Origin of the sequence: Paenibacillus amylolyticus (genome assembly GCF_050990605.1) — a bacterium.
GTDB lineage: Bacteria > Bacillota > Bacilli > Paenibacillales > Paenibacillaceae > Paenibacillus > Paenibacillus amylolyticus_H.
On record NZ_CP158832.1, the window covers coordinates 1,780,192 to 1,805,304 of the forward strand.

Annotated in this window: 21 protein-coding genes; 20 read left to right on the forward strand and 1 reads right to left on the reverse strand. The window is 46.3% G+C overall.

Going from position 1 to position 25,113, the window contains the following annotated elements; translation table 11 throughout:
* Positions 1-153: 153 nt before the first annotated feature.
* The 15 genes from thrS to ABTV53_RS08280 all read left to right on the forward strand — a co-directional run bounded on the left by thrS (position 154) and on the right by ABTV53_RS08280 (position 17,028).
* Complete coding sequence (gene thrS, locus ABTV53_RS08210) at positions 154-2,091, forward strand: threonine--tRNA ligase (RefSeq protein WP_433752214.1); 1,938 nt, start codon at positions 154-156, stop codon at positions 2,089-2,091.
* Between the two features lie 435 nt (positions 2,092-2,526).
* Positions 2,527-3,066 carry a 3D domain-containing protein gene (locus ABTV53_RS08215; RefSeq protein ID WP_081595013.1) on the forward strand — a complete coding sequence of 180 codons (540 nt, stop codon included), beginning with the start codon at positions 2,527-2,529 and terminating at the stop codon, positions 3,064-3,066.
* A gap of 111 nt (positions 3,067-3,177) precedes the next feature.
* Positions 3,178-3,393, forward strand: a complete 216-nt coding sequence (locus tag ABTV53_RS08220; protein ID WP_433752215.1) for a hypothetical protein — start codon at positions 3,178-3,180, stop codon at positions 3,391-3,393.
* Positions 3,394-3,591: 198 nt separating this feature from the next.
* Positions 3,592-4,614, forward strand: a complete 1,023-nt coding sequence (gene liaF, locus ABTV53_RS08225; RefSeq protein WP_433752216.1) for a cell wall-active antibiotics response protein LiaF — start codon at positions 3,592-3,594, stop codon at positions 4,612-4,614.
* Positions 4,615-4,617: 3 nt separating this feature from the next.
* Complete coding sequence (locus ABTV53_RS08230) at positions 4,618-5,643, forward strand: HAMP domain-containing sensor histidine kinase (protein ID WP_433752218.1); 1,026 nt, start codon at positions 4,618-4,620, stop codon at positions 5,641-5,643.
* 18 nt (positions 5,644-5,661) lie between these two features.
* Positions 5,662-6,324 (forward strand): response regulator, encoded by a 663-nt coding sequence (locus tag ABTV53_RS08235; RefSeq protein ID WP_433752220.1) that lies wholly within the window; start codon positions 5,662-5,664, stop codon positions 6,322-6,324.
* Positions 6,325-6,472: 148 nt separating this feature from the next.
* A complete protein-coding gene (locus ABTV53_RS08240) occupies positions 6,473-8,137 on the forward strand; it encodes a S1C family serine protease (RefSeq protein ID WP_433752222.1) in 1,665 nt (554 codons plus the stop codon).
* 171 nt (positions 8,138-8,308) lie between these two features.
* Entirely contained in the window at positions 8,309-8,998 is a 690-nt protein-coding gene (locus ABTV53_RS08245; protein WP_036610048.1) for a response regulator transcription factor, read from the forward strand.
* Position 8,999: 1 nt separating this feature from the next.
* On the forward strand, positions 9,000-10,460 hold the full coding sequence (locus ABTV53_RS08250) for a sensor histidine kinase (protein ID WP_421897663.1): 1,461 nt from the start codon (positions 9,000-9,002) through the stop codon (positions 10,458-10,460).
* A gap of 67 nt (positions 10,461-10,527) precedes the next feature.
* Positions 10,528-11,481 (forward strand): 4-hydroxy-3-methylbut-2-enyl diphosphate reductase, encoded by a 954-nt coding sequence (locus ABTV53_RS08255; RefSeq protein WP_017689593.1) that lies wholly within the window; start codon positions 10,528-10,530, stop codon positions 11,479-11,481.
* Positions 11,482-11,770: 289 nt separating this feature from the next.
* Positions 11,771-12,835, forward strand: a complete 1,065-nt coding sequence (gene aroF / locus ABTV53_RS08260; RefSeq protein ID WP_433752224.1) for a 3-deoxy-7-phosphoheptulonate synthase — start codon at positions 11,771-11,773, stop codon at positions 12,833-12,835.
* Between the two features lie 413 nt (positions 12,836-13,248).
* A complete protein-coding gene (gene glnA / locus ABTV53_RS08265; protein WP_062833480.1) occupies positions 13,249-14,673 on the forward strand; it encodes a type I glutamate--ammonia ligase in 1,425 nt (474 codons plus the stop codon).
* Positions 14,674-14,910: 237 nt separating this feature from the next.
* A complete protein-coding gene (gene serC, locus ABTV53_RS08270) occupies positions 14,911-15,999 on the forward strand; it encodes a 3-phosphoserine/phosphohydroxythreonine transaminase (protein WP_433752226.1) in 1,089 nt (362 codons plus the stop codon).
* Between the two features lie 139 nt (positions 16,000-16,138).
* Positions 16,139-16,606: a tRNA (uridine(34)/cytosine(34)/5-carboxymethylaminomethyluridine(34)-2'-O)-methyltransferase TrmL gene (gene trmL, locus ABTV53_RS08275; RefSeq protein WP_433752228.1), complete on the forward strand. Its 468-nt coding sequence runs from the start codon at positions 16,139-16,141 to the stop codon at positions 16,604-16,606.
* A gap of 167 nt (positions 16,607-16,773) precedes the next feature.
* Positions 16,774-17,028, forward strand: a complete 255-nt coding sequence (locus ABTV53_RS08280) for an AbrB/MazE/SpoVT family DNA-binding domain-containing protein (RefSeq protein WP_036610032.1) — start codon at positions 16,774-16,776, stop codon at positions 17,026-17,028.
* Between the two features lie 103 nt (positions 17,029-17,131).
* On the opposite strand, the gene ABTV53_RS08285 is transcribed toward ABTV53_RS08280, so the two are convergent.
* Positions 17,132-18,046: a serine hydrolase domain-containing protein gene (locus tag ABTV53_RS08285; RefSeq protein ID WP_433752230.1), complete on the reverse strand. Its 915-nt coding sequence runs from the start codon at positions 18,044-18,046 to the stop codon at positions 17,132-17,134.
* 471 nt (positions 18,047-18,517) lie between these two features.
* Between ABTV53_RS08285 and ABTV53_RS08290 the strand changes: the two genes are divergently transcribed.
* The 5 genes from ABTV53_RS08290 (at position 18,518) to bglX (ending at position 25,088) form a co-directional block, all read left to right on the forward strand.
* Entirely contained in the window at positions 18,518-19,282 is a 765-nt protein-coding gene (locus ABTV53_RS08290; protein ID WP_433752232.1) for an alpha/beta hydrolase, read from the forward strand.
* Positions 19,283-19,293: 11 nt separating this feature from the next.
* Positions 19,294-20,253 (forward strand): ABC transporter permease, encoded by a 960-nt coding sequence (locus ABTV53_RS08295; protein WP_433752234.1) that lies wholly within the window; start codon positions 19,294-19,296, stop codon positions 20,251-20,253.
* Between the two features lie 18 nt (positions 20,254-20,271).
* Positions 20,272-21,174: a carbohydrate ABC transporter permease gene (locus ABTV53_RS08300; RefSeq protein WP_433752236.1), complete on the forward strand. Its 903-nt coding sequence runs from the start codon at positions 20,272-20,274 to the stop codon at positions 21,172-21,174.
* 54 nt (positions 21,175-21,228) lie between these two features.
* A complete protein-coding gene (locus ABTV53_RS08305) occupies positions 21,229-22,824 on the forward strand; it encodes an ABC transporter substrate-binding protein (protein ID WP_433752238.1) in 1,596 nt (531 codons plus the stop codon).
* Positions 22,825-22,922: 98 nt separating this feature from the next.
* Entirely contained in the window at positions 22,923-25,088 is a 2,166-nt protein-coding gene (bglX, locus tag ABTV53_RS08310; RefSeq protein WP_433752239.1) for a beta-glucosidase BglX, read from the forward strand.
* The last annotated feature ends 25 nt before the right edge of the window (positions 25,089-25,113 follow it).

The following is a 25,113-nucleotide window of genomic DNA, read 5'->3' on the forward strand; positions in this document are numbered from 1 at the left end:
TGAATTAGGGTGGAACCACGAGTATATATCACTCGTCCCTTTGCCGGGACGGGTGTTTTTTGCGTTCCTTTGCAAAATGACTGGAATAGCAATAGATAATCAGTCCATGAATATCTGGACATGAAGGTTACATTAACAGGAGGAATGAGACAAATGGCAGTGAACATTAAATTACCGGATGGTTCGGTACGTGAGTACGCGGATGGCAGCACCATTGAGGACGTAGCCGCTTCAATTAGCAGCGGATTGCGCAAAAATGCCGTAGCCGGCAAGCTGGATGGTATCGTGGTGGACTTGTCCACAACCCTTCATGAAGGAGCATTGGTGGAGATCGTAACTCTGGATTCACCAGAAGGACTTGAAGTGATGCGTCATAGTACAGCTCACTTGATGGCTCAAGCCGTGAAACGTTTATATGGTAACAAAGAGGTACGCCTCGGTATCGGCCCTGTCATCGAAGATGGTTTCTACTATGACATGGACCTCGAACATGCGCTCAATCCTGAAGATCTGCAAAAGATCGAGAAGGAAATGGAACGTATTGTGAACGAGAACTTGCCAATTGTACGTAAGGAAGTTAGCCGCGAGGACGCGATCAAAACGTTTGAAGAAGTGGGCGATCCTTACAAACTTGAGTTGATCCGTGATTTGCCAGCGGACAGCGTGATTACGATTTATGAGCAAGGTGAATTCTTCGACTTGTGTCGTGGCCCTCACGTGCCATCGACTAGCAAAATCAAAGTGTTCAAACTGATGAATGTCGCGGGTGCTTACTGGCGTGGAGATAGCAAAAACAAAATGCTTCAACGTATCTATGGTACGGCTTTTGTGAAAAAAGCACAGCTGGACGAGCATCTGCACTTCCTCGAAGAGGCTCGCAAACGGGATCACCGCAAGTTGGGTAAAGAGCTCGAAATGTTCACATTCTCCCAACTGGTCGGTCAAGGTCTCCCTATCTGGTTGCCTAACGGTGCGAAGCTGCGCCGTACTTTGGAGCGTTATATTGTGGATCTGGAAGAAAGCCTGGGATACCAGCATGTATACACACCGGTTCTGGGTAACGTGGAATTGTACAAAACATCCGGACACTGGGAGCACTACCAGGAAGACATGTTCCCGAAAATGGTTATGGATAACGAGGAACTCGTTCTCCGTCCAATGAACTGTCCTCACCATATGATGGTGTACAAGTCCAGCATGCACAGCTACCGTGATCTGCCGATCCGGATTGCCGAGCTTGGCATGATGCACCGTTACGAAATGTCGGGGGCATTAACAGGTCTGCATCGTGTTCGTGCAATGACACTGAACGACTCACACATTTTTGCACGCCCGGATCAGATCAAAGAAGAGTTCGCTCGTGTTATCGAGTTGATTCAAACCGTGTACAAGGATTTCGGTATTAACGAATACCGTTTCCGTCTGTCCTATCGTGATCCGCAGGATACCGAGAAATACTTCCAGAACGACGAGATGTGGGAGATGTCCCAACGCATGCTGCGTGAAGTTGTGGAAGAGCTTGACCTTCCTTTCTATGAAGCTGAAGGAGAAGCGGCGTTCTACGGTCCGAAACTGGATGTTCAGATCAAGACAGCCCTGGGCAAAGAAGAGACATTGTCTACGGTTCAACTGGACTTCCTGTTGCCTGAGCGCTTTGAACTTGAATATGTGGGAGATGACGGACAGAAACATCGTCCGGTCGTTATTCACCGCGGTGTAATCAGTACAATGGAACGTTTCACAGCATTCTTGCTGGAGAACTTTGCAGGAGCTTTCCCGCTGTGGTTGTCTCCGGTTCAGGCAAAAGTAATCCCGGTATCCGGAAACTTCGACGAGTATGCGCGTGAAGTGGAAGCGAAGCTGAAACGTGCGGGAATCTCTGCTGAAGCCGATCTGCGAAATGAGAAGCTTGGATATAAAATCCGTGAGGCGCAGCTGGAGAAAATGCCTTATATGTTTGTTGTCGGTGAGAATGAGCGTAATGCAGAAGCAGTATCCGTGCGTAAGCGTGGAGAAGGCGATCTGGGCATGAAACCGGTCGATGAAATCATTGCACAATTGAAAGAGGAAATTGCAACACGTTTGGTGTAAATGAACAAATGATCTGCCAGATACCAGTGCTTAACTTGCACTGACCAATCAGAAAGACAGAAAAACGCCTGAATGGCATGGGATAAACCTATGTTATTCAGGCGTTTTTTCGTCGTGTTTGCTGTGAAAAGTATAGATTAATTGCTTTTTGGAAAACCTTTGCAGTGAGGGGGAGGTTATACAATGAAAAAGCAATTCTCAATTCGAAAGAAACATATACGGTGTTTACTGGTTGGTTGTGTAATGTTAGCCGGAATGATGATCAGCCTGAATCAGGCGGATGCCTATACATTTGAAGAGGAAAGTACAGTACTGCATGTCGAGAGTCAGAGCAGCGGCAGTGAAGGTCCGATTATTGAAACTTCGAGCAAGTCTGATCAGGAATTTCCAGAACAGGTCAGCCATCAATACAGCGATGAGGCCCAGCTGACCACCATGGTGTATATGGCTTTATTGTGGTCACCACAACCAATGGTCATTCCAAGACCTGAGCTTCCAGAAAAACAAGTGGCGGATCCGTCTATGCCAGTGCTTGCTCCGCGTTCAGAACAAATCCTGGGTACACAAAAGGTTACAGCAACGGGATATACGGCAGGAGTGGAGTCTACAGGAAAAGGACCCAAACATCCTCAATACGGAATTACGTATTCCGGTGTCAAAGTACGTCGTGATAAAGAAACAGTTTCGACGATTGCAGCTGATCCAAAATTATTCCCGATGGGTTCCATTCTGTATATTCCGGGCTATGGTTACGGAATTGTTGCAGATACTGGTTCAGCCATCAAAGGTAATAAGATCGATCTGTATTTCCCGACAACCAAGCAAGTGTACAAAGAGTGGGGCAAAAAAGATGTGGAGGTACAGGTGATCAGGCAAGGCGCTGGAAAATGTACAGAAAAGATGCTCAGCGAGTTGGCCGATGCGATCGATGTGTACAAATCTGTACCGGACTCCTGGCTGGACAAGGCCATTTAATTTCACATGTGAACATGAATAACAGAAGTGCTCTCTCCACATAATACTGACTGGGGACGAACCCCGCGGTGCAGCAATGCATCGTAAATATGAAGAGAGAGGTGATTCGTTGTGGCTAAGAAATCACAAGGGTACCAAACGCCAAACGAGAAGTACAATGCAGAGTTTGGAGAAGAGAATGCAGCAGCAAAAGTGAAGCAATCCGCTCAAAACAAAGTACAAGATAATTTCCAAACACCTGATGAAAAATACAATGCCGAGTTCGGTGTAGAAAACACAGGCCAAATTGGCCAAGGTCAAGGCAAAGCATCAAAATACAAAAAATAATTGAAGATTCATTAATCAAATGATGATTCAGCACCCTGGAGCAGCAGCTCCGGGGTGTTTTACATATGAGAAGTTTTTTACATTAATATCCTCTGATCTCAGTCTCGAGACCGAGATGAATTCCATCTGCCGCCGCTGTTCTCATTGTCTTGTCTGAGTTACACTGGATACATAATACAGACGAAGGAGACATGAGCGATGAAACAATCAACGCGTGACCGCTGGTGGGTAGGCATACCTCTTATTGCTATTGGTGCGATGATCTTGTTCAGACAATTGGGATATGACATTGATGTAGGATATATGTTTAGAACATATTGGCCGTTATTTCTAATCTGGTGGGGGGTCAAAGGAATCTCCGAGATTCGTCGCAACGGGGGTTACGCCTTTATTGGACCGGCTATTGTACTGGCGATCGGTGGTTACTTTCTAGCCCGTAACCTGGGATGGATTGATTACTCCATGGGGGAGTTCATCCGATATCTGATTCCGGTTATGCTGATTGGCGGAGGGCTATTTGTACTGATTGGGCCACGACGTCGTGATCGGAAACATCATGACAAGATGCAGCCAGCACCTGAGCAACCTTATAAACCGTTGTCTCCGGAGGATTTAGAGATGCCGTCGTCGTTTGATGAACAGTTCGAGAAAACATTTGGCAAACCAAAACAGGAACAGAAGAACGATGCACATGGCCCTCATTTCACAGGCTCGACGGATTCATCATCACAAGGGCAGCAGTATAAGAAGAATCATCAATCGTATAACTCTAACGATACCGGATATGGAGAACATTATGATGATGGCTACGGAAATGGTTATGGAGATTATGGCAGTGGCAATACCATTAATAAATCGGCGTTCATCGGTGATTTGTACATGGGGCAGGAAGTTTTCTCGTTAAAACCAATGAATATCTCGGCCTTTATCGGAGATACCGTAATTGATTTGACCAAAGCACAGATTCCTTATGGTGAGACGAAGATTGTCATTTCTTCATTTATTGGGGATGTGAAAGTGTTTGTTCCAGAAGATATGGATCTGGGTGTGACGGTGACGACAAATTCCTTCATTGGAGATATGTCACTGTTGAACCAGAAACGCGGCGGATTCCTGAGTAGTGCCCAGGCTGAAACTGCCCATTACCATGAAGCAAGCAAAAAGGTACGGATTATTGTGAGTGTGTTTATCGGAGACGTCAAAGTGAACAAGGTGGGTTAATGCATGATTCGAACAATTCTCAAGGCCAATAAATGGGAACTGATGATGTATTTTGCGCTAACTGGTCTGATTACGCTGGGCGGATTCTATCTATTGTATGGAGAGGTATTGATGGGGGCTGGTCGTCAGCGGGCATGGACCTATGTTGCCGTTGTTGTGCTGGCCACCGTTATCACTGGATATATCGCTGCATTACGACTTCAGCGTAAGATCGACCTGCTAGATCTTAACATGTTGAAAGTATCCAAGGGTAATCTGGCGGTGCGCATGCCTGAAGCGGATGACGCTTCGTTTGGTCGTGTCTATCAGGAGTTCAATGTCATGATGGATTCGATTGAGAAAAAGATGAGACTGCTTCAGCGCCTCGGTGAGCAGGAAGTCATTGAGAAGGAGCAAGCCTCGGAGCGGGCTGTGCTCGAAGAGCGCAAACGAATGGCAAGGGACCTCCATGACACGGTTAGCCAGCAGTTGTTTGCCATGCATATGTCGGCTTCGTCCTTACCGCGTCTGCTGGAGATGAATCCTGAACATGGAGGTAAAGTACTGGACCAGTTGATCCAGATGTCACATATTGCACAGCGTCAGATGCGAGGACTAATTGCCCAACTTCGACCGGTGGAGTTGGAAGGGCGTGACCTTACCGCAGCACTGGATAGCTGGTTTCCTGATTATTGCAGGCAGAATGGTCTTAAAGGTGTGAAAGAGCTGGAACTGGATGGCGGAATCTCGGATGCCATTGAGCACCAGCTGTTTCTTGTTATTCAGGAGGCAGTTGCCAATGTCGTTAAACATGCAGAGGCGGGAGTGGTTAGTCTGTCCATACGGGAGAGTGAACATCAGATCAGCATGAGCATCAGCGATGATGGGCAGGGATTTTTGCAGCAGGCGGAGCGTCCGGGTTCATACGGGTTATCTACCATGCGTGAACGGGCGGAGAAGCTTGGGGGACAAGTTCAGATTATATCGAAGCCGGGTGCGGGAACGACGGTACGGGTATTGATCCCGAAATTTCCGAATGTTTCTGCATGAACCAGAGGGGGAGACGGAATGAGTGGGAAAGTAAACGTAATGATTGTGGATGACCATGACATGGTCCGAATGGGGTTGAAAACGTATCTGATGCTGGAACCTACTTTTCATGTAATGGCGGAAGCTGGCCACGGGCAGGATGCGCTTGATCAGTTGCGTAAGTTAAATGATAGTGAGATGCCTGACTTGATCCTCATGGATCTGATGATGCCGGTAATGAATGGCGCTGAAGCAACACAAGCCATCATGACTGAATTTCCAGGGATGAAGATTGTGATGCTCACCAGTTTCCTGGAGGATGATCTTGTTGTGCAAGCGATTGAAGCGGGTGCAGTTAGTTATGTACTGAAGACAGTCTCTGCTGAAGAACTGATCTATGCTCTTCAAGGTGCTTACAGAGGCATGCCTGTGATGACAGGTGATGTGTCGCAGGCATTAACCCGGGGAATCAGACAACGTACAGCAAGAGAGAGTGAATCCGGTCTGACTGAGCGGGAGAAGGAAGTGCTGTTGCTTATTGCAGAGGGAAAGACCAACAAAGACATTGGAGAAGAATTACATATCAGTATCAAAACCGTCAAAACACATGTGAGCAACCTGCTGATGAAATGTGAGATGGACGATCGTACACAATTGGCCATCTATGCGCATCGTCAGGGTTGGGTGAAAACAAAAGGGTAAAATGCTGTCATGACGGGGAAAAGGGTCTATTCTTACGTGCTTTTATCTCCTTTTTAATTGTTTTTAAGGTACGGTTAAGGTTTAAAGTACAAAATAAGGACAGTTAAAGAATATCTCTTGGGAATAAGAGATTGGGAGGTAGAGAGGCATGGACGAACGCAACTATAGATCGAATCGTCAAGACGAGGAAAACGAAATCAAACAAACGGAGAATCGCAATTCTTCCGGAACGGACGAATCCTCCTATTATTATTCTTATGGACCTTTTCAGTCCGTGAATCAGGAAGATACAGCAAATCACATGGGAAGCAATAATCAGCGTGAAGAAGGAAATGTAGAGATTACCAAACCTGATCCGGTAAGACCCGTACCTACTTACTATAATAGTGAATCATCTGAACAAGCGAAAAGATCATCAGGAGGCGGCGGAAACGGCTCAGGTAACGGTGGAGATCAAGGGAATGGCGGCAAAGGCAACTGGAACTATAATAACCGCAAGCCGCGCTCTTCCGTAAGATCACTGTTGTTCTCTTTTATTGCCGGCATGCTGGTCATTACTGTTCTCATGTACACAGCCGATAGAACAAACATGTTTACACCGGAGACTGCACTTACGAACACAGGTAATCCAAGCTCGGGACAGGAAGTGTCCACAAACACAGGCGGAGGCAACAATGTGACAGCGTCGTTACTGCCAACAGGCAAAGAAGATGTGTCTTCCGTAGTGACAAGTACAAGTCCGGCTGTCGTCAAAATCGAAACACTCGCGAAGCAGTCCTCACGTACAGGATTGGGTCAGGGTGGATCAAATACAAGTGATCCGCTGTACCAATACTTCTTTGGTAATGGCGGCGGAATGGAAGGCAATCAAGGCCAAAGCCAGCAACCACAAAGCAGTAATCAGCTTGTGCCTATGGGCATTGGTTCCGGGTTCATTTTTGACAAAGAAGGATATATCCTGACGAATCAACACGTAGTTCAGGGTGCAGACGTAATCCAGGTAACTCTGGAGAACAACAGTAAACCTTATGAAGCCAAACTGCTGGGAAGCAGCTTTGATCTGGATTTGGCTGTATTGAAAATTGAGAAAAACAGTGGTGACGATGCGTTCCCTGTAGCTCCACTGGGTGATTCCAATAGTACTCAAGTTGGTGAGTGGCTTGTAGCTATCGGTAACCCTGAAGGTTTCGAACACACGGTTACAGCAGGTGTGCTGAGTGCCAAAGAACGTACCATCAGCATTCCAGATGAAGAAACAGGAAAAACACGTGAGTACAGCCATTTGCTGCAAACGGATGCTTCGATTAATCCGGGTAACTCTGGTGGTCCGTTGCTTAACCTGAATGGGGAAGTTATCGGAATGAACGTTGCAGTAAGCGCAGATGCACAAGGGATTGGTTTTGCGATCCCGTCGAGCGTCATCTCTGAAGCCGTTAAATATCTCAAAGAGAACAAAGAAGTTCCCAAAGAGCCAGTACCATTTATCGGTGCATCTCTGATGGCTCTCACGCCTGAAGTTGCTAAACAAATGGGAACAGATATTATCGAAGGTTCAGTTGTAGCCAGCACGATCTTCCAATCACCGGCTTACCAAGCAGATCTTCGTGCATATGATATCATCACAGGTGCCAACGGTACGCCTTATGCAACAAGTCAAGATCTGATTGATTTTATCAAGAAACAGGAAATCGGCAGTGAAGTGACATTGAACGTGGTACGTGACGGTAAGAAAATGGATCTGAAAATCAAAATCGGCAACAAAAATGATTTTGATACTTCACAAACAACAGGTACACAACAGCAGCAACCATAAATATCGGGTAAGGATTAACAGAGCGGAAGGGTTTGAAGGCCCTTCCGTTTTTTTGCCCTGATGAAGCAGGTTACAGTGGACCAGGACGGATTGGAGACGCCCAGTTGAAGATGCAGATTGTGCTTTTGCCTGTTACAATGGGATAAAACGTTAGGATAAAGGAGAAAGACCATGCGCTCAACTATTTTGATTGTGGATGATGACGAAAAAATTGTATCCATGCTCCGCCGGGGGCTGGCTTTTGAAGGATATGAGGTACAGACGGCTTCCAATGGAGCCGAAGGCCTCAGCAAACTGATGGATAAAGAGCCGGACATCGTTGTACTGGATGTAATGATGCCGCAGATTGACGGATTTGAGGTATGCCGCAGATTAAGAGAAGCAGGCAGTAAAGTGCCTGTACTGATGCTGACGGCAAAGGATGAAGTACAGAGCCGGGTGACTGGACTGGATACGGGAGCGGATGACTATCTTGTAAAACCTTTTGCGCTGGAAGAATTATTGGCACGTGTCCGGGCATTGCTGCGCCGCAAGTCAGATAGCGCGGGTACACCGGACAACCGCTTAATGTATGAAGATATCATTTTGGACAATGACTCACGTGAAGTATTGCGAGATGGGCAGCGTCTGGAGCTGACTGCCAAAGAATTCGAGCTGCTCAATCTGTTTATGCAAAACCCAAGACGGGTACTGTCCCGCGATCTGATTATGGATAAAATCTGGGGTTATGATTACAGCGGTGAGTCTAACGTGCTTGAAGTGTACATTGCCATGCTCAGACAGAAGACCGAAGAATACGGTGGCAAGCGTCTAATCCAGACCATCCGGGGAGCCGGCTATATCCTGAGAGGTGACTCCTGATATGTCCATCCGGTTAAGACTAACCGCATGGTATTCTGGCATTTTGGCGGCTGTTCTTATCTTTTGGGGCGTTGTAATCTATGCCTTTGTTTATTTTAACTCCTATCAGGAAGTCGAACAGCAATTGAAGGTGAAGAGTACCCGGATTACGGAGCAGATTGGTGTCAATCCTCTCTCACAGTCGCTGGACCTGGACCCCTTTACAGAGAGTCAGCTTCAGGAGGCTCAAATCTATATTCAGCTCTGGGATTATCAGAGCCGATCAGGCAGAATTTCCGGTAATATGGAGAAATTGGGGATTCAGTTTCCAGTATTAAAAGCCAATGAGATACTTAAAGAGCGCGGGATATCCAAAATTTATGTGGATGGGACACCGTTTCTGGTGAATCAGCTTCCCCTTTCTCTTCAGGGTACCAACGAAGTACGTGGAATCCTTCAGGTAGGGGCCAATGTAAGTTCACAGGAGCGATTGCTGGAGGCATTGCTTAATATTCTGGTCTTTGGTTGGCTGGTGGCCATGGCATTGGCCATAACCTCAGGTCTCGTTCTGGCCCGCAAGTCCATGCGTCCGCTTGTGAATGTCATTGATGCCGCCAATCAGATTCAATCGGGAGATGACTTAAGTGTACGCATTCAATATGCGGGGCCTAAGGATGAGATCGGGCGTCTGATTGAAACGGTTAATAATATGCTTGAACGTACCGAATTATCATTCCGTGGTTTGGAGGAGACGAATGCTGCTCAGCGGCGCTTTGTATCCGATGCATCGCATGAACTGCGTACGCCGTTGACCACCATTCGCGGGAACGTAGACTTCCTGAAAAAGCTGTGGGATCAGGAGGGAACCGACAGACCGAATCTGGACGAGGAGACCGTCAAACAAATGTCGCTGGAAGCCATTGAAGATATGGCGGACGAGGGAAAACGTATGAGCAGGCTGATCAGCGACATGTTATCCCTGGCGAGAGCGGACACGGGGCAGAAGATTGAACTGAATCCGATCCCGCTGCAAATTCTCGTACAGGAAGTGGCACGCAGAGCGCAATTTTTGGATCGTGAGGCAGACTGGAATCCAGGAGATTTTTCCGTCCTTAACGGCATTTATGTGAACGGTAGCAAGGACTATCTGCAACAGATGTTGTTCATTTTCATCGAAAATGCGTTTAAATACACACCTGAAGGCTCTGTGACGCTGGATGCCGTATTATACAAAGGTCAGGTTGGACTCCGCATCAGCGACACCGGTATTGGGATGGATCGGGACGAAGTGCCGTTCATCTTTGATCGTTTCTATCGGGCAGATGAATCTCGTGGGGCTACACCGGGCATAGGACTGGGACTTTCGATTGCGAAGTGGATTATTGAGGAACACCACGGATCAGTTGAGGTTGTGACCAGACGTGGAGAAGGAACCACCTTTATTATCTGGTTGCCGGTTGTCTTTGCTCCGCCTATCGAATAAAGGTATAATAGAGAGGACTGCAATTACATCGGCAACGTTGCCGAGAAAGAAAGCGGGTGGCAACCAAGTGGAAGTACTGCGAATTTCGCCGCGGGGATATTGTTACGGCGTTGTGGATGCGATGGTGCTCGCGCGTCAAGCGGCACGCAATCTGGATTTACCACGACCTATTTATATATTGGGTATGATTGTGCATAACCAACATGTGACGGATTCCTTTGAAGATGAAGGTATTATTACATTGGACGGTCCGAACCGGATGGATATTTTGAGCCAAGTAGAGAGTGGCACGATTATTTTTACAGCTCATGGTGTATCTCCTGAAGTGCGTAAGCTGGCAAGGGATAAAGGTTTGACAACAGTGGATGCAACATGCCCTGATGTCACCAAGACACATGATCTCATTCGGGAGAAGACGGCAGAAGGTTATCAGATCATCTATATTGGCAAAAAGAATCATCCGGAACCAGAAGGTGCTGTAGGTGTTGCACCAGATCTCGTTCATCTGATCGAGAAGGAAGAAGAGATCGAAGAACTGAACGTACCTTCAGGCAAAATCCTTATTACGAATCAGACCACGATGAGCCAGTGGGATATCAAACACATTATGAGCCGTCTGCTGGAGAAGTTTCCGGGCGCAGAGATTCATAATGAGATTTGTCTCGCAACTCAGGTTCGCCAGGAAGCGGTCGCTGAACAGGCGGGACAGTCGGATCTGGTTATCGTTGTGGGTGATCCTCGCAGCAATAACTCTAACCGTCTGGCACAAGTGTCTGAGGAGATCGCCGGAGTTACGGCATACCGTGTATCCGATGTCTCCGAGATTCAGCAAGAATGGCTGAAAGGTGTAAATAAGGTGGCTGTTACTTCGGGTGCATCAACACCAACACCCATTACGAAGGAAGTCATCCTTTACCTGGAGCAGTATGAGCATGACAAGCCGGAGACTTGGGAGATCAAGCGTACCGTGAACATGAGCAAACTGTTGCCTCCAGTCAGAGAAAAAACACGTACACCATAGGGAGAAAGAAATGTAAAATGTAAGTCTAAGTGTATGTGAATTGCAAACGAGATGGGAATGAGAAGACCCTGTTACGCAGAACCGAATTCGGTGCCTGCGGAGCAGGGTTCTTTTTGATATAAGGATAAAGAATGTGTACCTTGACGCAGTAGGAGAACTATGTTATATTCACTTTAACGGATAAAAGCTTAAAAGCGAACAAGCGTTTAAGCGCGACAGAGTTTTTATATTTAATCAGCGCACGTTAAGAAATGATTGTGCTCTCATACAAGGAAGGATGGGAATTAATATGATCGTTATTGCAGGCAAGGCTACACCGGAGGAACAGATTCAGGATATCGTTGCAGTTATTGAAAAAGAAGGGCTTCAGGTGCATATCTCTCGCGGAGAGGATCGTACTATTATTGGACTGATTGGTAAAGCTGAGCCTAAAATGCAAGAACATCTTCGCCAAATGAAAGGTGTCGAGAATGTCGTAAAAATCTCGAAATCCTACAAATTGGCAAGCCGCGACTTCCATCCGGAAGATACGGTGATCTCCATCAAAGGTGTAGATATCGGCGGAAAAGAACTTGTTGTCATGGGCGGGCCTTGTGCGGTTGAATCTGCAGCACAGATTGATGAAATTGCTGGCCTTGTGAAAGCAGCTGGTGGGCAAGTGTTACGTGGGGGAGCATTTAAGCCTCGTACGGGTCCCTACAGCTTCCAGGGAACGGGCGTAGAGGGATTGATCATGATGGCGGAAGCAGGCAAGAAACATGATCTGCTAACCATTACAGAAGTAATGACACCTGAGTATGTGGATATTTGCGCCGAGTACGCAGATATTCTGCAAGTAGGTACACGTAACATGCAAAACTTTGACTTGCTCCGCAAATTGGGCGAGTGTGGCAAACCGGTATTGTTGAAACGTGGATTCAGTGCGACATACGATGAATTGTTGAACGCGGCTGAATACATTCTTGCGGGTGGTAATCCCAATGTCATGCTGTGTGAGCGTGGTATTCGTACGTTTGAATCCTACACACGGAATACACTTGATCTGTCAGCGATCCCTGTTCTGCAGTCTCTCAGCCATTTGCCGGTTATTTCTGACCCGAGCCATGGTACTGGACGACGTGAACTGGTGGAGCCGATGACAAAAGCTTCCGTTGCTGCGGGTGCCAATGGCCTGATCATTGAAATGCATACCGATCCGGATAACTCCATGACAGGAGACGGCGTGCAATCCTTATTCCCTGACCAATTCGCCAACCTGTTGCAGGATCTTGAGAAATTGGCACCAATCGTGGGCAAATCATTCAGCACAGCCAAACAACCGGCAGAATTTTTCCCGGCACGTGTAGGCGTATAATAAAAATTCTTAGTCAAGGTCTGGCTTATCAGCCGGGCATCTCATCTGCTCTCGTTTATTGCGACGAAATCAGATAGATGCTCGGTTTTTTGCATATTTTGCAGTTTTGAACGTATTTATTAATCAATGGTGATAAGAAACATTTATGATGTGAAGTTTTTTCCATGATTTAGGATAAAAAAGGGGTCGCTTTACCGCATTAAATCAGTTAAATGTATATTAAATTAGTTGTTATATGAATTTAGGTTATTTATAAAATGTGAGTATATCTAACATACTCGCAAAAAATACCTTACATAAGTATTGACGATGTCAGGTTTTAAAATTTATAATGACGACAGAAAAAAATTCGAATTTAGACATTTTCTTTAGTGGGGTTGTTTAATGTTCGGAATATTTGGGAGGACGAATACATGTCGGTTGAAAACGTATTGAAATCAATTCAAGAGAACAACATCGAGTGGGTAGATTTTCGTTTTGTAGATTTAGCTGGTCGTGCACATCACATCTCGTTGCCAGCTTCGGCTGTTGATGCAGACACGTTCGTAAATGGAGTAGCTTTTGACGGTTCTTCTATCCAAGGTTTCCGCGGAATTGAAGAGTCCGATATGGTTATGATGCCAGACCCTGAAGCGACTTATGTCGATCCGTTCACTGCACACCCTACATTGAATGTTATGTGTGACATCTTCACTCCGGATGGCGAGCGTTATGAGCGTGACCCACGCAGCATCGCTGTTAAAGCAGAAGCTTATTTGCAAGAGAGCGGTGTAGGTACAGCTGCATTCTTCGCACCTGAATCCGAGTTCTTCATCTTCGACGATGTACGTTATGAGAGCGGCACGAACAGCTCTTCCTACTTCGTAGATTCCGAAGAAGCTTCATGGAACACCAACCGCAAAGAAGAAGGCGGAAACCTGGGCTTTAAAGTTCGCACTAAAGGTGGATATGTTCCAGTAGCGCCAGTGGATACACAACAAGATATTCGTAGCGAAATGTGTCGCCTTTTGGAAGAAGCAGGCCTGTCCATCGAGCGTCATCACCATGAAGTGGCGACAGCGGGTCAAGCTGAAATCAACTTCCGTTTTGATACACTGAAGAAAACAGCAGATAACCTGCTTGCATACAAATACATCGTGCACAACACTGCACGTCAATATGGTAAAGTAGCAACATTCATGCCAAAACCATTGTTCGGTGATAATGGTAGCGGAATGCACGTTCACCAATCCATCTTTGATGGCGATTCCCCATTGTTCTATGACAAAGCGGGATATGCTAACCTGAGTGAAATGGCACTGCACTACATCGGAGGTATCCTGTACCATGCTCCGGCACTGATCGCTTTGACTAACCCAAGTACAAACTCATTCAAACGTCTTGTACCTGGTTACGAAGCACCAGTAAACCTGGTTTACTCCAAAGGTAACCGTTCCGCAGCAGTTCGTATTCCGGTTGCAGCTGTGACACCAAAAGGTTGTCGTATCGAGTTCCGTACACCAGACTCCACAGCTAACCCATACTTGGCATTCTCCGCAATGTTGATGGCTGGTCTGGATGGAATCAAACGCAAAATCAACCCAACTGAGCTTGGATATGGTCCGCTCGACAAAAACATCTATGACCTGTCTGATGCAGATAAAGAAAACATCCGCAGTGTGCCAGCTTCCCTCGAAGAAGCACTTGATGCATTGGCAGCTGATAACGAGTTCTTGACTGAAGGCGGCGTATTCACAAAAGAATTCATTGAAAACTACATCAACCTCAAACGTGATGAAGCGAAAGCAGTAGCGATCCGCATTCATCCGCACGAGTACAGCCTCTACTTCGACTGCTAATCGGTCGGGGTCGGAACAGTTCTTGTTCCAACTTAAAGCCTCCGGGACACGATCTCGGAGGCTTTTCCTTGAATTAAAGAATGTAGTGCTTTACCTTTGCAGGGTGATAAAGGAATTTGATGACCTGAATTGAACACTTCAGTGCATATTGCCCTTGAAGCAGATGGAGAATACTGATATCATTGCGATAATATTCACCTAATATGTCAGTTACGGATGGAAAGGGCGGGGGATTTTGTGACAAAAAGAGCGTATAATTTTAATGCAGGACCTGCGGCGTTACCACTTGAGGTATTGGAGCGTGCACAGGCAGAATTTGTAGATTTTCGTAATACAGGCATGTCTATTATGGAGATGTCCCACCGTGGAGCGGTGTACGAGTCGGTACATAATGAAGCTCAGGAGCGTTTGTTGTCGCTTCTAGGCAATCCCAAAGGATACAAGGTTCTCTTTTTGCAGGGCGGTGCAAGCACTCAGTTCGCGATGTTGCCAATGAACCTGCTCGGGGCAGGGCAGACAGCAAGTTACGTGATGACTGGCAGCTGGGCCAAGAAGGCTCTGTCTGAGGCGAAATTGATCGGCGAGACGCATGTTGCTGCATCTTCAGAAGCAGAGAAATTCATGAAATTGCCGGATGTTTCGAATCTGAGCCTGCCGGAACGTACGGCTTATGTACATTTGACTTCCAACGAAACGATCGAAGGTACGCAATTCAAGTCGTTCCCGGATACCGGTTCAGTACCTCTGATTGCGGATATGTCGAGTGATATTTTCTGTAAACCATTTGATCTTAATCAGTTCGGCATGATCTACGCGGGTGCACAGAAGAACCTGGGTCCATCCGGAATTACGGTTGTAATTGCTCGTGAGGAACTGGTGAGTGAGTCACCTAAATCGATTCCAACCATGCTTCGTTACAGCACACATGTAGATAACAACTCCCTGTACAATACGCCGCCATCCTTCTCGGTATATATGGTGAATGAAGTATTGAAATGGATTGAAGAGCAGGGCGGATTGGCTGGTATTGAGCAGAAAAATACGAAAAAAGCGGAGTTGCTCTATAACACAATTGATGCTTCTGGCGATTTCTACCGTGGTTGTGTGGAAGCGGAAGATCGTTCCCTCATGAATGTAACCTTCCGTCTTGCTTCCGAGGAACTGGAGAAGAAGTTCATCAAGGCATCGGAGGAAGAAGGATTCGTAGGTCTGAAAGGACATCGCAGTGTGGGTGGTCTCCGTGCCTCCATTTACAATGCTGCTCCTTATGAGAGTGTTAAGGCACTGACAGACTTCATGAGCCACTTCCAGAAGACAAACGGATAATTAAGTATAGGTAGGGTGTCATGGACCTTCGTGTCTAATCCTGTGCCTTACCAGAGCCTTCCACATTGACGTGTGGAGGGCTTTTCTTTAAGATTAGAGGGTTGTCGTCAACATGAAATGAAAAGGAGATTGAACATATATGGCTTTACACATCGTTCTGGTTGAACCAGAAATTCCGGCGAACACAGGAAATATTTCGCGTACTTGTGCGGCAACCGGTACCCATCTGCATCTCGTGCGTCCACTTGGATTTCGAACAGATGATGCTACATTGAAACGGGCAGGGCTGGACTACTGGCATGCCGTTCATATTGAATACCACGACTCATTTGCAGAGGTTCAGGAAAAATATCCGGAAGGTCGCTTCTTCTACGCAACTACGAAGGCAAAGAACCGATACAGTGACTTTAATTTTCAGGATGGGGATTTCCTCGTTTTTGGTAAAGAGACTAAAGGCCTGCCACCTGAATTAATTGCTGCGAATCCCGATACATGCATGAAAATGCCAATGACTGGTGATGTTAGATCATTAAATCTGTCCAATTCGGCAGCCATTATTGTTTATGAAGCGTTGCGTCAGCTCGATTTTCCGGGTTTAGAAGGGTAAATTCAGGTTATAAATGACGGCTAGAATTCGGTAAAAAAACATTTTTCAAAAAAAAGGACAAAAAATGTTTATTTCCAGCAGGATTCGACAAAATCTTGGCGAATCTATAAACATAGTACAAATGTACCTAGAAATTTAGAGTAAGATAGGAGAGGTGTGCCGTAGCTATGAAGCCAGCTGGAGTAGTTCGCAAAGTTGACCAATTAGGTAGGATCGTATTGCCTAAATCTTTGCGTAAAAGGTATCAAATGAATGAGGGAGATCCTGTAGAGATTTTAGTACAAGGGGACCATATTATCTTGGAGAGATATCGTCCAAAATGTATTTTCTGCGGATCCATCGAGGAAGTCAACGAGTTCAAAGAGCGTTACATATGCGCACAATGTTTAGATGAAATGACTCAGCTTCCACAGCACGGATAAGAAATAACGTCATGGGGTCCATGGACCCCATGGCGTTTTTTTCTTTCCCGTATTCAGCGTATCACATTGCGATTTGAACAAAAGAAGAATATGAAATCTAATGTTAGATAATTACAGGTAAAATCGTATCCCATACGGCATTCAGGATGCCTTGCATATTTTCTTCCTGACTGTTAATACATATGACAGCTTCCTTTGAGGGAAGGATGATGCATAACTGACCATAGGCGCCATCGGCGCGGTAAGCACCATGGGAACACATCCAGAACTGATATCCGTACCCTTCTCCCCAATCACCGTCTCCAGTCGTTTCGATCTGCTGGGACGTAGCCTGCCTGATCCAATCCGCAGGTACAAGCTGTGTGCCTTCCCAAAGGCCCTCCTGCAGCAGTAACTGTCCAAATCGACTTAGTTCCTCATTGCTTATCCAAAGACCTGCACAGCCAAGTGTTACCCCCAGTGGAGAGGTTTCCCATTCCACATCATGAATGCCAAGCGGCTCAAATAACCGTGGAGTCAGGTAATCTTTCACGGTTTGGCCGGTAGCTGCCTGTAGCATGGCTGAGATCATAAACGTATCTCCACTGCTGTATGTAAAATGTTCTCCGGGCATCCGGTCCAGAGGGAGAGACATATAATGTTTTGCCCAATCTTTCTCGGTCAAAGAAGCCCGTTCATCAGCCCAAAGAGGCGGGGAGTCATGACCAGAAGACATTCGGAGCAGATCACGTAACTTCAAATCCCGTGGAGATGGGAGATGTTGATGTGCATCATCAGGTACATGATCATAAGAGAAATAATCACCAAGTGTCGCATCCAGATGTAACAGACCTTCTTCAAGCGCAAGACCAACGGCCACACACGTGAAGGATTTACTGATGGAATGTTGTACACGGCGCTGATCCCTATCCCTGTCCCAATGGGCAAGTAGATGCCCTTTTTGTAATATGCGAATGGAAAAAACATTCAATTGTTCCTCAGTAATCGTATGAATGAAACCTTTGAGTTGCTCAGACATATTAACCTCCCTAAGATCAGGTGAAACCTGAGTAAAATCGGTTGGTGAAACGTTTCCGTAACCCGAATGCAAAATCAGAACTCATGTTAGTATAAACCTGGTTTGGTGTCAATTAAAGTTGTAATAACACTGACTAAAATTTCATTTTTTCGTAATAATAGTGTCTTTCGGCGCAAATTTAGACGTGAAAAAGCATTTTTTCGAGAAAATAACGCGAAATTTGTAAAAAGGTTATTGACAGGATTTACTCATCGGGCTTATGATTTATTCGAAACGATTCGAAGAAATCGCTTCCACATTAAAAGTGTTGTAATGAAGACCAAGTGAATCAACGTTGGCTATGTTTTGAAACGATTCGAGAAAATCGTTTCGATAACCCATCGTAATACAAGGGAATCTACAACAGCTTGCAATCCAACGCAGAGAAACGAATGAGTAAAGACAGCAGGCGATGATGAGAGGGGTTACATTATGGCACATATAACGATCGAAACTGGATCGCCAACCTTATGCATGAATACCAGCATACATGTTGTGTCCAGTGACTCCGGAGAGACTTCAGGCGGTACCCTATATCTGTTGCACGGGGCAGGCGATAATGCGAGTACCTGGCAGCGGTTAACCACCATTGAAATGTATGCAGCACAATATGGCTGTACCATCATTATGCCGGAAGCGAATCGAAGCTATTACACCGATATGGAATACGGCCTGAATTACTTCCACTACATCACTCAGGAGTTACCTGAAGTATGCGAGCGTCTGCTCAATCTGAATCCTGATCCGGAGAAAACGTACGTCGGCGGTTTATCCATGGGCGGATATGGTGCACTGAAATGTGGACTAACTTATCCAGAGAAGTATCGCAAAGTAGTGTCTCTATCCGGCGTAACGGATATTCAGAAACGCCTTCAAGATACCCATATGCCAGCAACCATGATCAAGGAAATGAAAGCGGTTTTTGGAGAACGTTTACAGGTAAAAGCCGATCAGGACATTTACGCACTGTCGGCCAAGCTGCTGGAACAAGGTTTTCCTTTACCGGATATCCTTAGTTGCTGCGGCGATCATGACCCCTTCGTAGAGATGAATCGCGACTTCGCGAAATACATGCAGGGGACTGCCTTTGATTTTCGGTATGTGGAGACGCCGGGGGCTCATGAATGGAGATTTTGGGAGCACCACCTGAGGACGATGTTTGATTTTCTGTACAACGACAAGACCAAAGTAGAGTGAGGAGATGCAATGTGAAACCTGCAGCCGAAGGACCTAGCAAAAAGCTGAAGGGAAACGTGAAGGGCAATTCGCTCTGGACTGAAATCTGGAAGCACCGAATGACATACACCCTGCTTATTCCGGGGCTTGTCTGGCTAATCCTGTTTGCCTACATGCCCATGGGTGGCCTGTCTCTGGCATTCAAAGATTACAAGGCCAACCTGGGCATCTGGGGAAGTCCATGGAGCGGATTCGAGAACTTCAAATATGTTTTCCGTGATCCAACCTTTATTGACGCGGTATGGCGTACGCTGTACATCAATATTCTGAAACTGATTATTCAGTTCCCGTTCCCGATCATTCTGGCGTTGTTGCTGAATGAATTGCGGATGCGCAGAGGGAAAAAATTGTTCCAAACCGTTCTTACGTTCCCTCACTTTCTTTCCTGGATCATCGTATCCGGCGTAGTTATCAATGTGCTGGCCTATGACGGACTGGTAAACAGCACGCTCGGATTACTCGGATTGCCAACGATTAACTTCCTGGGATCCGAATCCAATTTTGTACCGATGTTGCTGTTGACTGATATTTGGAAATCAAGTGGATGGGGCGCAATTATATTCCTGGCTGCCATTTCCGGTATTGACCAGGATCAGTATGAATCAGCACAGATCGACGGGGCTTCCCGTATGCAACAGATGTTCAAAATCACTTTACCGAACATCCTTCCAACCATCACAATCATGTTTATTCTGTCGGTTGGTGGATTGATGTCTTCCGGGTTTGACCAGATCTTCAACTTGGCAAATGCCGCTACCAAAAATGTATCGGAAGTACTCGATGTATACATCTATCGGATTACGTTCCAGTCATCAACCGATTTCTCATTCTCGACAGCGGTCAGCTTGTTCCGTTCCCTGGTGAATATGGCCTTGCTGCTTCTTGCTGACAGATTTGCCAAGTGGCTTGGCGGAGACGGTTTGTTCCGATAAGAGAGGAGGGAAAATGAGATGAGCAAGAAAGCTAACAAAAAACCGAGAATTGGTACAGAAAAAATGACACTTCTCGATTACATTATTTTCGCCGTATTACTCGTGCTTGCCCTGATGATCCTGATTCCGTTCTGGAATGTCATCATGATCTCGTTTGCAACACAAAAAGAATATGCTGACAATCCATTTTTGATGTTCCCTAAACAATGGACATTGGATTCCTATAAGGCGTTGTTCGCTGACGGAACGATTCTGTCGGGGTACAAAAATACAATTATATTGCTAGTCATCGGCTTGCCACTAAGCTTGTTCCTGACAACAAGCATGGCATATGGCCTTAGTCGCAACAAATTCCCGTTTAAGAAAATTATCTTTTTCCTGGTACTGTTCACCATGATCTTTAATGGTGGTATCGTACCGCTGTACCTGATCATGAAATCACTTCATCTTACAGGTACACTCTGGTCCGTTATCCTGGCGGGAAGCTTCAGTGCTTTTAACATGATTCTGATGATGAACTACTTCTACACCTTGCCTGAATCGCTGATGGAATCGGCGAGACTGGATGGAGCAGGAGAGTGGAGAATTTTGTTCTCCGTTGTTCTTCCGCTGGCTACACCAATTATGGCTACAATCACATTGTTCTACGGTGTGGCTTACTGGAACAGTTGGTACGACGCGATGATATTCCTGCGAAAAGCGGATCAGTTACCGCTCCAGAATGTACTCAGAAACATTATCGTGACATCTACGACGAATGCATCGAATGCATCCAGTGTGGATGCTGCCCAGGCAAGCAACTTCTCCATGGGCATGAAGATGGCAGCCGTATTTGTCACCATGGTACCCATTATGTGTTTCTTCCCAATGCTGCAAAAACACTTTGCCAAAGGGGTATTAACAGGGGCAATCAAGACCTGATTATACGAATAGGATTTTGCAATAAAATTTGACTAAAAAACATGGGGGTAAAACATGAAAACGAACAAAAAGTTGTCAGTACGAGCTCTCTTTGCCATCACGCTTAGTGTAGTTATGCTGATGGTGACCGCTTGTTCCAGCCAAGGAGCTTCAGGTGGTAACGAAAAAGATGCAGAGGGAAATTACAAAGACAACCTGACCATCTCTGTAGCTAACCTGACAGAAATCAAAAACGGGAACCTGGATAATGACTTCCACAAGTTCTGGACAGACAAATTTAATGTAACATGGGACTACAACTATATCGATTGGGATTCATGGGGTGAGAAGCTTCGTCTGTGGATCAACTCTGGTGACCTGCCGGATGTAGCGGTATGGAACTACGTACATGGCGATGCCATTAACAGCATTGAACAAGGTTTGTTCTATAAATTCCCGGATGACTGGAAAGAACGCTGGCCTAACGTGGCAGCAGCTTACAATTTGACGGGTCTTGGAGACAAGTTGGAAGAATTGACGGGTGGAACATACGTCCTGCCTAGACCAATCTATTTCGAGAACAAACCGGCTGACCCGCTGACGAACCAAATTGGTGTCATTGCGCTTCGTAAAGACTGGGCTGAAGCAGTTGGTTTTGAACTGAAAGATGCGTATACAACAACCGAATTGAACGAATATGCTGCGTTAGTGAAAGAAAAAGATCCTGGCAAAGTAGGTAACAAACTTGTACCTCTGTCCTACAATGCTGCAGATGCCATGACGAACATGATTATGCCAAACAGCGTACATGCCATGACCGACACACCGTTCTACAAAGGTGAAGATGGCAAGTTCCACTGGGGACCGGCAGATCCTGAAACGCTGACAGGACTTAAATTGATGCAAAAAGCCTATAAAGATGGATTGCTAAATCCTGAGTTCTACACATGGAAAAACAATGAAGGTCAAAACAACTTCAAAGTAACCGGTACAGCTGCTGTAACAAGTCTGGGCGGACTGGCTTCGTACAGACAAGGTCTGGATTCGGATATGAGAAAAAATCTGGGTGTAGATAGTGATGAACTGGTACACACAGCAATCGTAGTGGGCGATGACGGTAAATACCGTAATATGGAGCAAGCCAACTTCTGGTCTGCATTGATCTTCAATCCGGACATCAGTGACGAGAAATTCGAACGGATCATGGATCTGATCGATTACTCCGCAACAAAAGAAGGACAGTTGCTCATCAACATGGGCTTTGAAGGAACGGATTGGAAATATGATGAGAACCAAGAACTGGTTAGCTTGCTGCCAGAAGGAACAGTATTGGAAGATAAATACCCTGCACGTTTCGAAGGTCTGTACCTGCTCGGTGACGACTTCAGTGTTGTAAACCCAGCAATCAAAAAGGATTACCGTGATAGAGCCGTGAAATTGTTCCAAGAAAAAGCAAAACTCGGTACAGAAGGCAAATCGCTTGCAGCATACGATTGGGATGTCAACCTGTACGATTCCAAAGCTAAGAGTCAGGCTTCATTCGATTACCAGAACGAATATGCCAACCTGATCCTCAAAAGTGGAGATCTGGAGGCGAACTGGAAAGAATGGGTAAACAGTAAAATGTCCCTGGTTCAACCTTATCTGGATGAGCTAAACGAGAAATTCTAGTAATCGTTCAGTCATTAATTTTGAACCCGGTGCGCGGTCTCTCCCCGAACGCAGCCGGGTTCTTTATTTCAACAACTTGTAGTGGAGGATACGATCAGATGAATAACGAGCAGCTGCTAGGCCTGGTAAAACAGATGACGTTGGAGGAAAAAACAGCTCAGCTTCTTCAGTTGACTGCCAACTTCTATGAAGGAACAAATGTTGAGGGCCAGATCACAGGGCCGATGGAAGAGATGGGAATAACGGAGCAGTCCGTGGATGCCAGTGGGTCCATTCTGGGGTTGTCCGGTGCACAGGCCATCATTGATGTACAGCAAGCTTATATGAAAAAAAGCCGTTTGGGCATTCCGCTCTTGTTCATGGCTGACGTAGTTCATGGATTCAAGACCATTTTCCCGATTCCACTGGCGATCGGTTGCTCATGGGACACAGAACTGGCTGAGAAAAGTGCAGAAATTGCAGCACGTGAATCAGCTGTATCCGGTTTGCATGTTACCTTTGCACCGATGGTGGATCTGGTTCGTGACCCGCGCTGGGGCCGTGTAATGGAAACGACAGGAGAAGATCCTTATCTGAACAGCTTGTTCGCGGCTGCGTTTGTACGTGGATATCAGGGTGAAAGCTTGAAAGATGAGCCTGATCGTCTTGCAGCCTGTGTTAAACACTTTGCGGCGTATGGAGCGGCTGAAGGTGGTCGGGATTACAATACGGTGGACATGTCTGAGCGTAACCTGCGTGAGTACTATTTGCCAGCGTACAAAGCAGCATTGGATGCGGGTGTGGAGATGGTCATGACTTCGTTCAATACGATTGACGGTATTCCGGCAAGTGGCAATGAAAAGTTAATGCGCGGCATTTTGCGTGACGAGTGGGGCTTTGATGGTGTACTGATCTCGGATTGGGCTTCCATTCGCGAGATGATTGCGCATGGCGCTGCGGAAGATGATCGTGAAGCGGCATACCGTGCCATTCGCGCAGGCGTAGACATGGAGATGATGACACCTTGTTATGTGCATCATTTGCCTGAGCTGATTGAGAGCGGTGAAGTGGAAGAGAAGCTCATTGATGAAGCTGTTCTGCGAATTTTGCAACTGAAAGAAAAGTTGGGATTGTTCGACAATCCTCTACGTGCAGCTGATCCTGAACGTGAACGTGAGATTGTGTTCTCCAAAGAGCACCGTCAGGTATCCTATGAACTGGCAACCAAATCGGCTGTCCTGTTGAAAAATGATGATAGTGTGCTTCCGCTTCAAACTGATGCTAATGTAGCCCTTATTGGTCCTTTTGCACAGAGTCCTGATATTCTGGGCTGGTGGTCCTGTGAAGGCGTTAAGGAAGATGCAGTCAAGCTCGGAACAGCTCTGCAAGAACGCTTGACGGGTGGGAAAGTTCAATATGCTCAAGGCAGTAATGTTCATACGATTACAGCTGAGCAGATTGCGGAAGCCCTTGAAGTGGCAAGCAAAGCAGATCTGATTGTCCTTGCTCTGGGTGAAGACTCCGAGATGAGTGGAGAAGGTGGATCACGCACGGATATTCGTCTGCCAGCAGCCCAATTGGAATTGGTTAAACAGCTCAAAGCAGCCGGAAAACCTATTGCCAGCGTTATTTTCAACGGCCGTCCATTGGATTTGCATGGTGTAATCGATGAATCGGATGCCGTTCTTGAAGCCTGGTTCCCGGGTAGTGAGGGCGGGGCAGCGATCGCAGATGTTCTGACAGGTGTAGTGAATCCATCTGCACGTCTGACGATGTCTTTCCCGCAGTCCGTAGGTCAGATTCCGGTCTATTACAACCATTTCAATACAGGTCGTCCGCTGAACCCGGAGAAGACGGAAGAACGTTATGTCTCCAAATACATTGACAGCCCGAATGAACCTCTGCTTCCGTTCGGTTATGGTCTCTCATACACTTCTTTCTCTTATGGTGATCTTGAAGTGTCAAGTAACGAGATGACTGCCGAAGAGTCCTTGAGCATCCAAGTACGTGTAACGAACACGGGTGAGCGCGCAGGTGTGGAGACCGTCCAGTTGTACGTTCGTGATGTAACGGGTGAGGTTGTTCGTCCTATGCGTGAGCTGAAAGGATATGTGAAGCTTGCACTGGCGCCAGGCGAGAGTGGTATAGCCACGTTTACTTTAAATGAAGAACAGCTTCGTTATCACCATTCCGACTTAAGCCATCGCAGTGATCGAGGCGAGTTCCATATTCTTGTAGGTGCAAACAGTCGGGACACGCAGAAGAAATCATTCAGACTCGTGTAATCCGGTGAATGGAAAGAGTAATGTG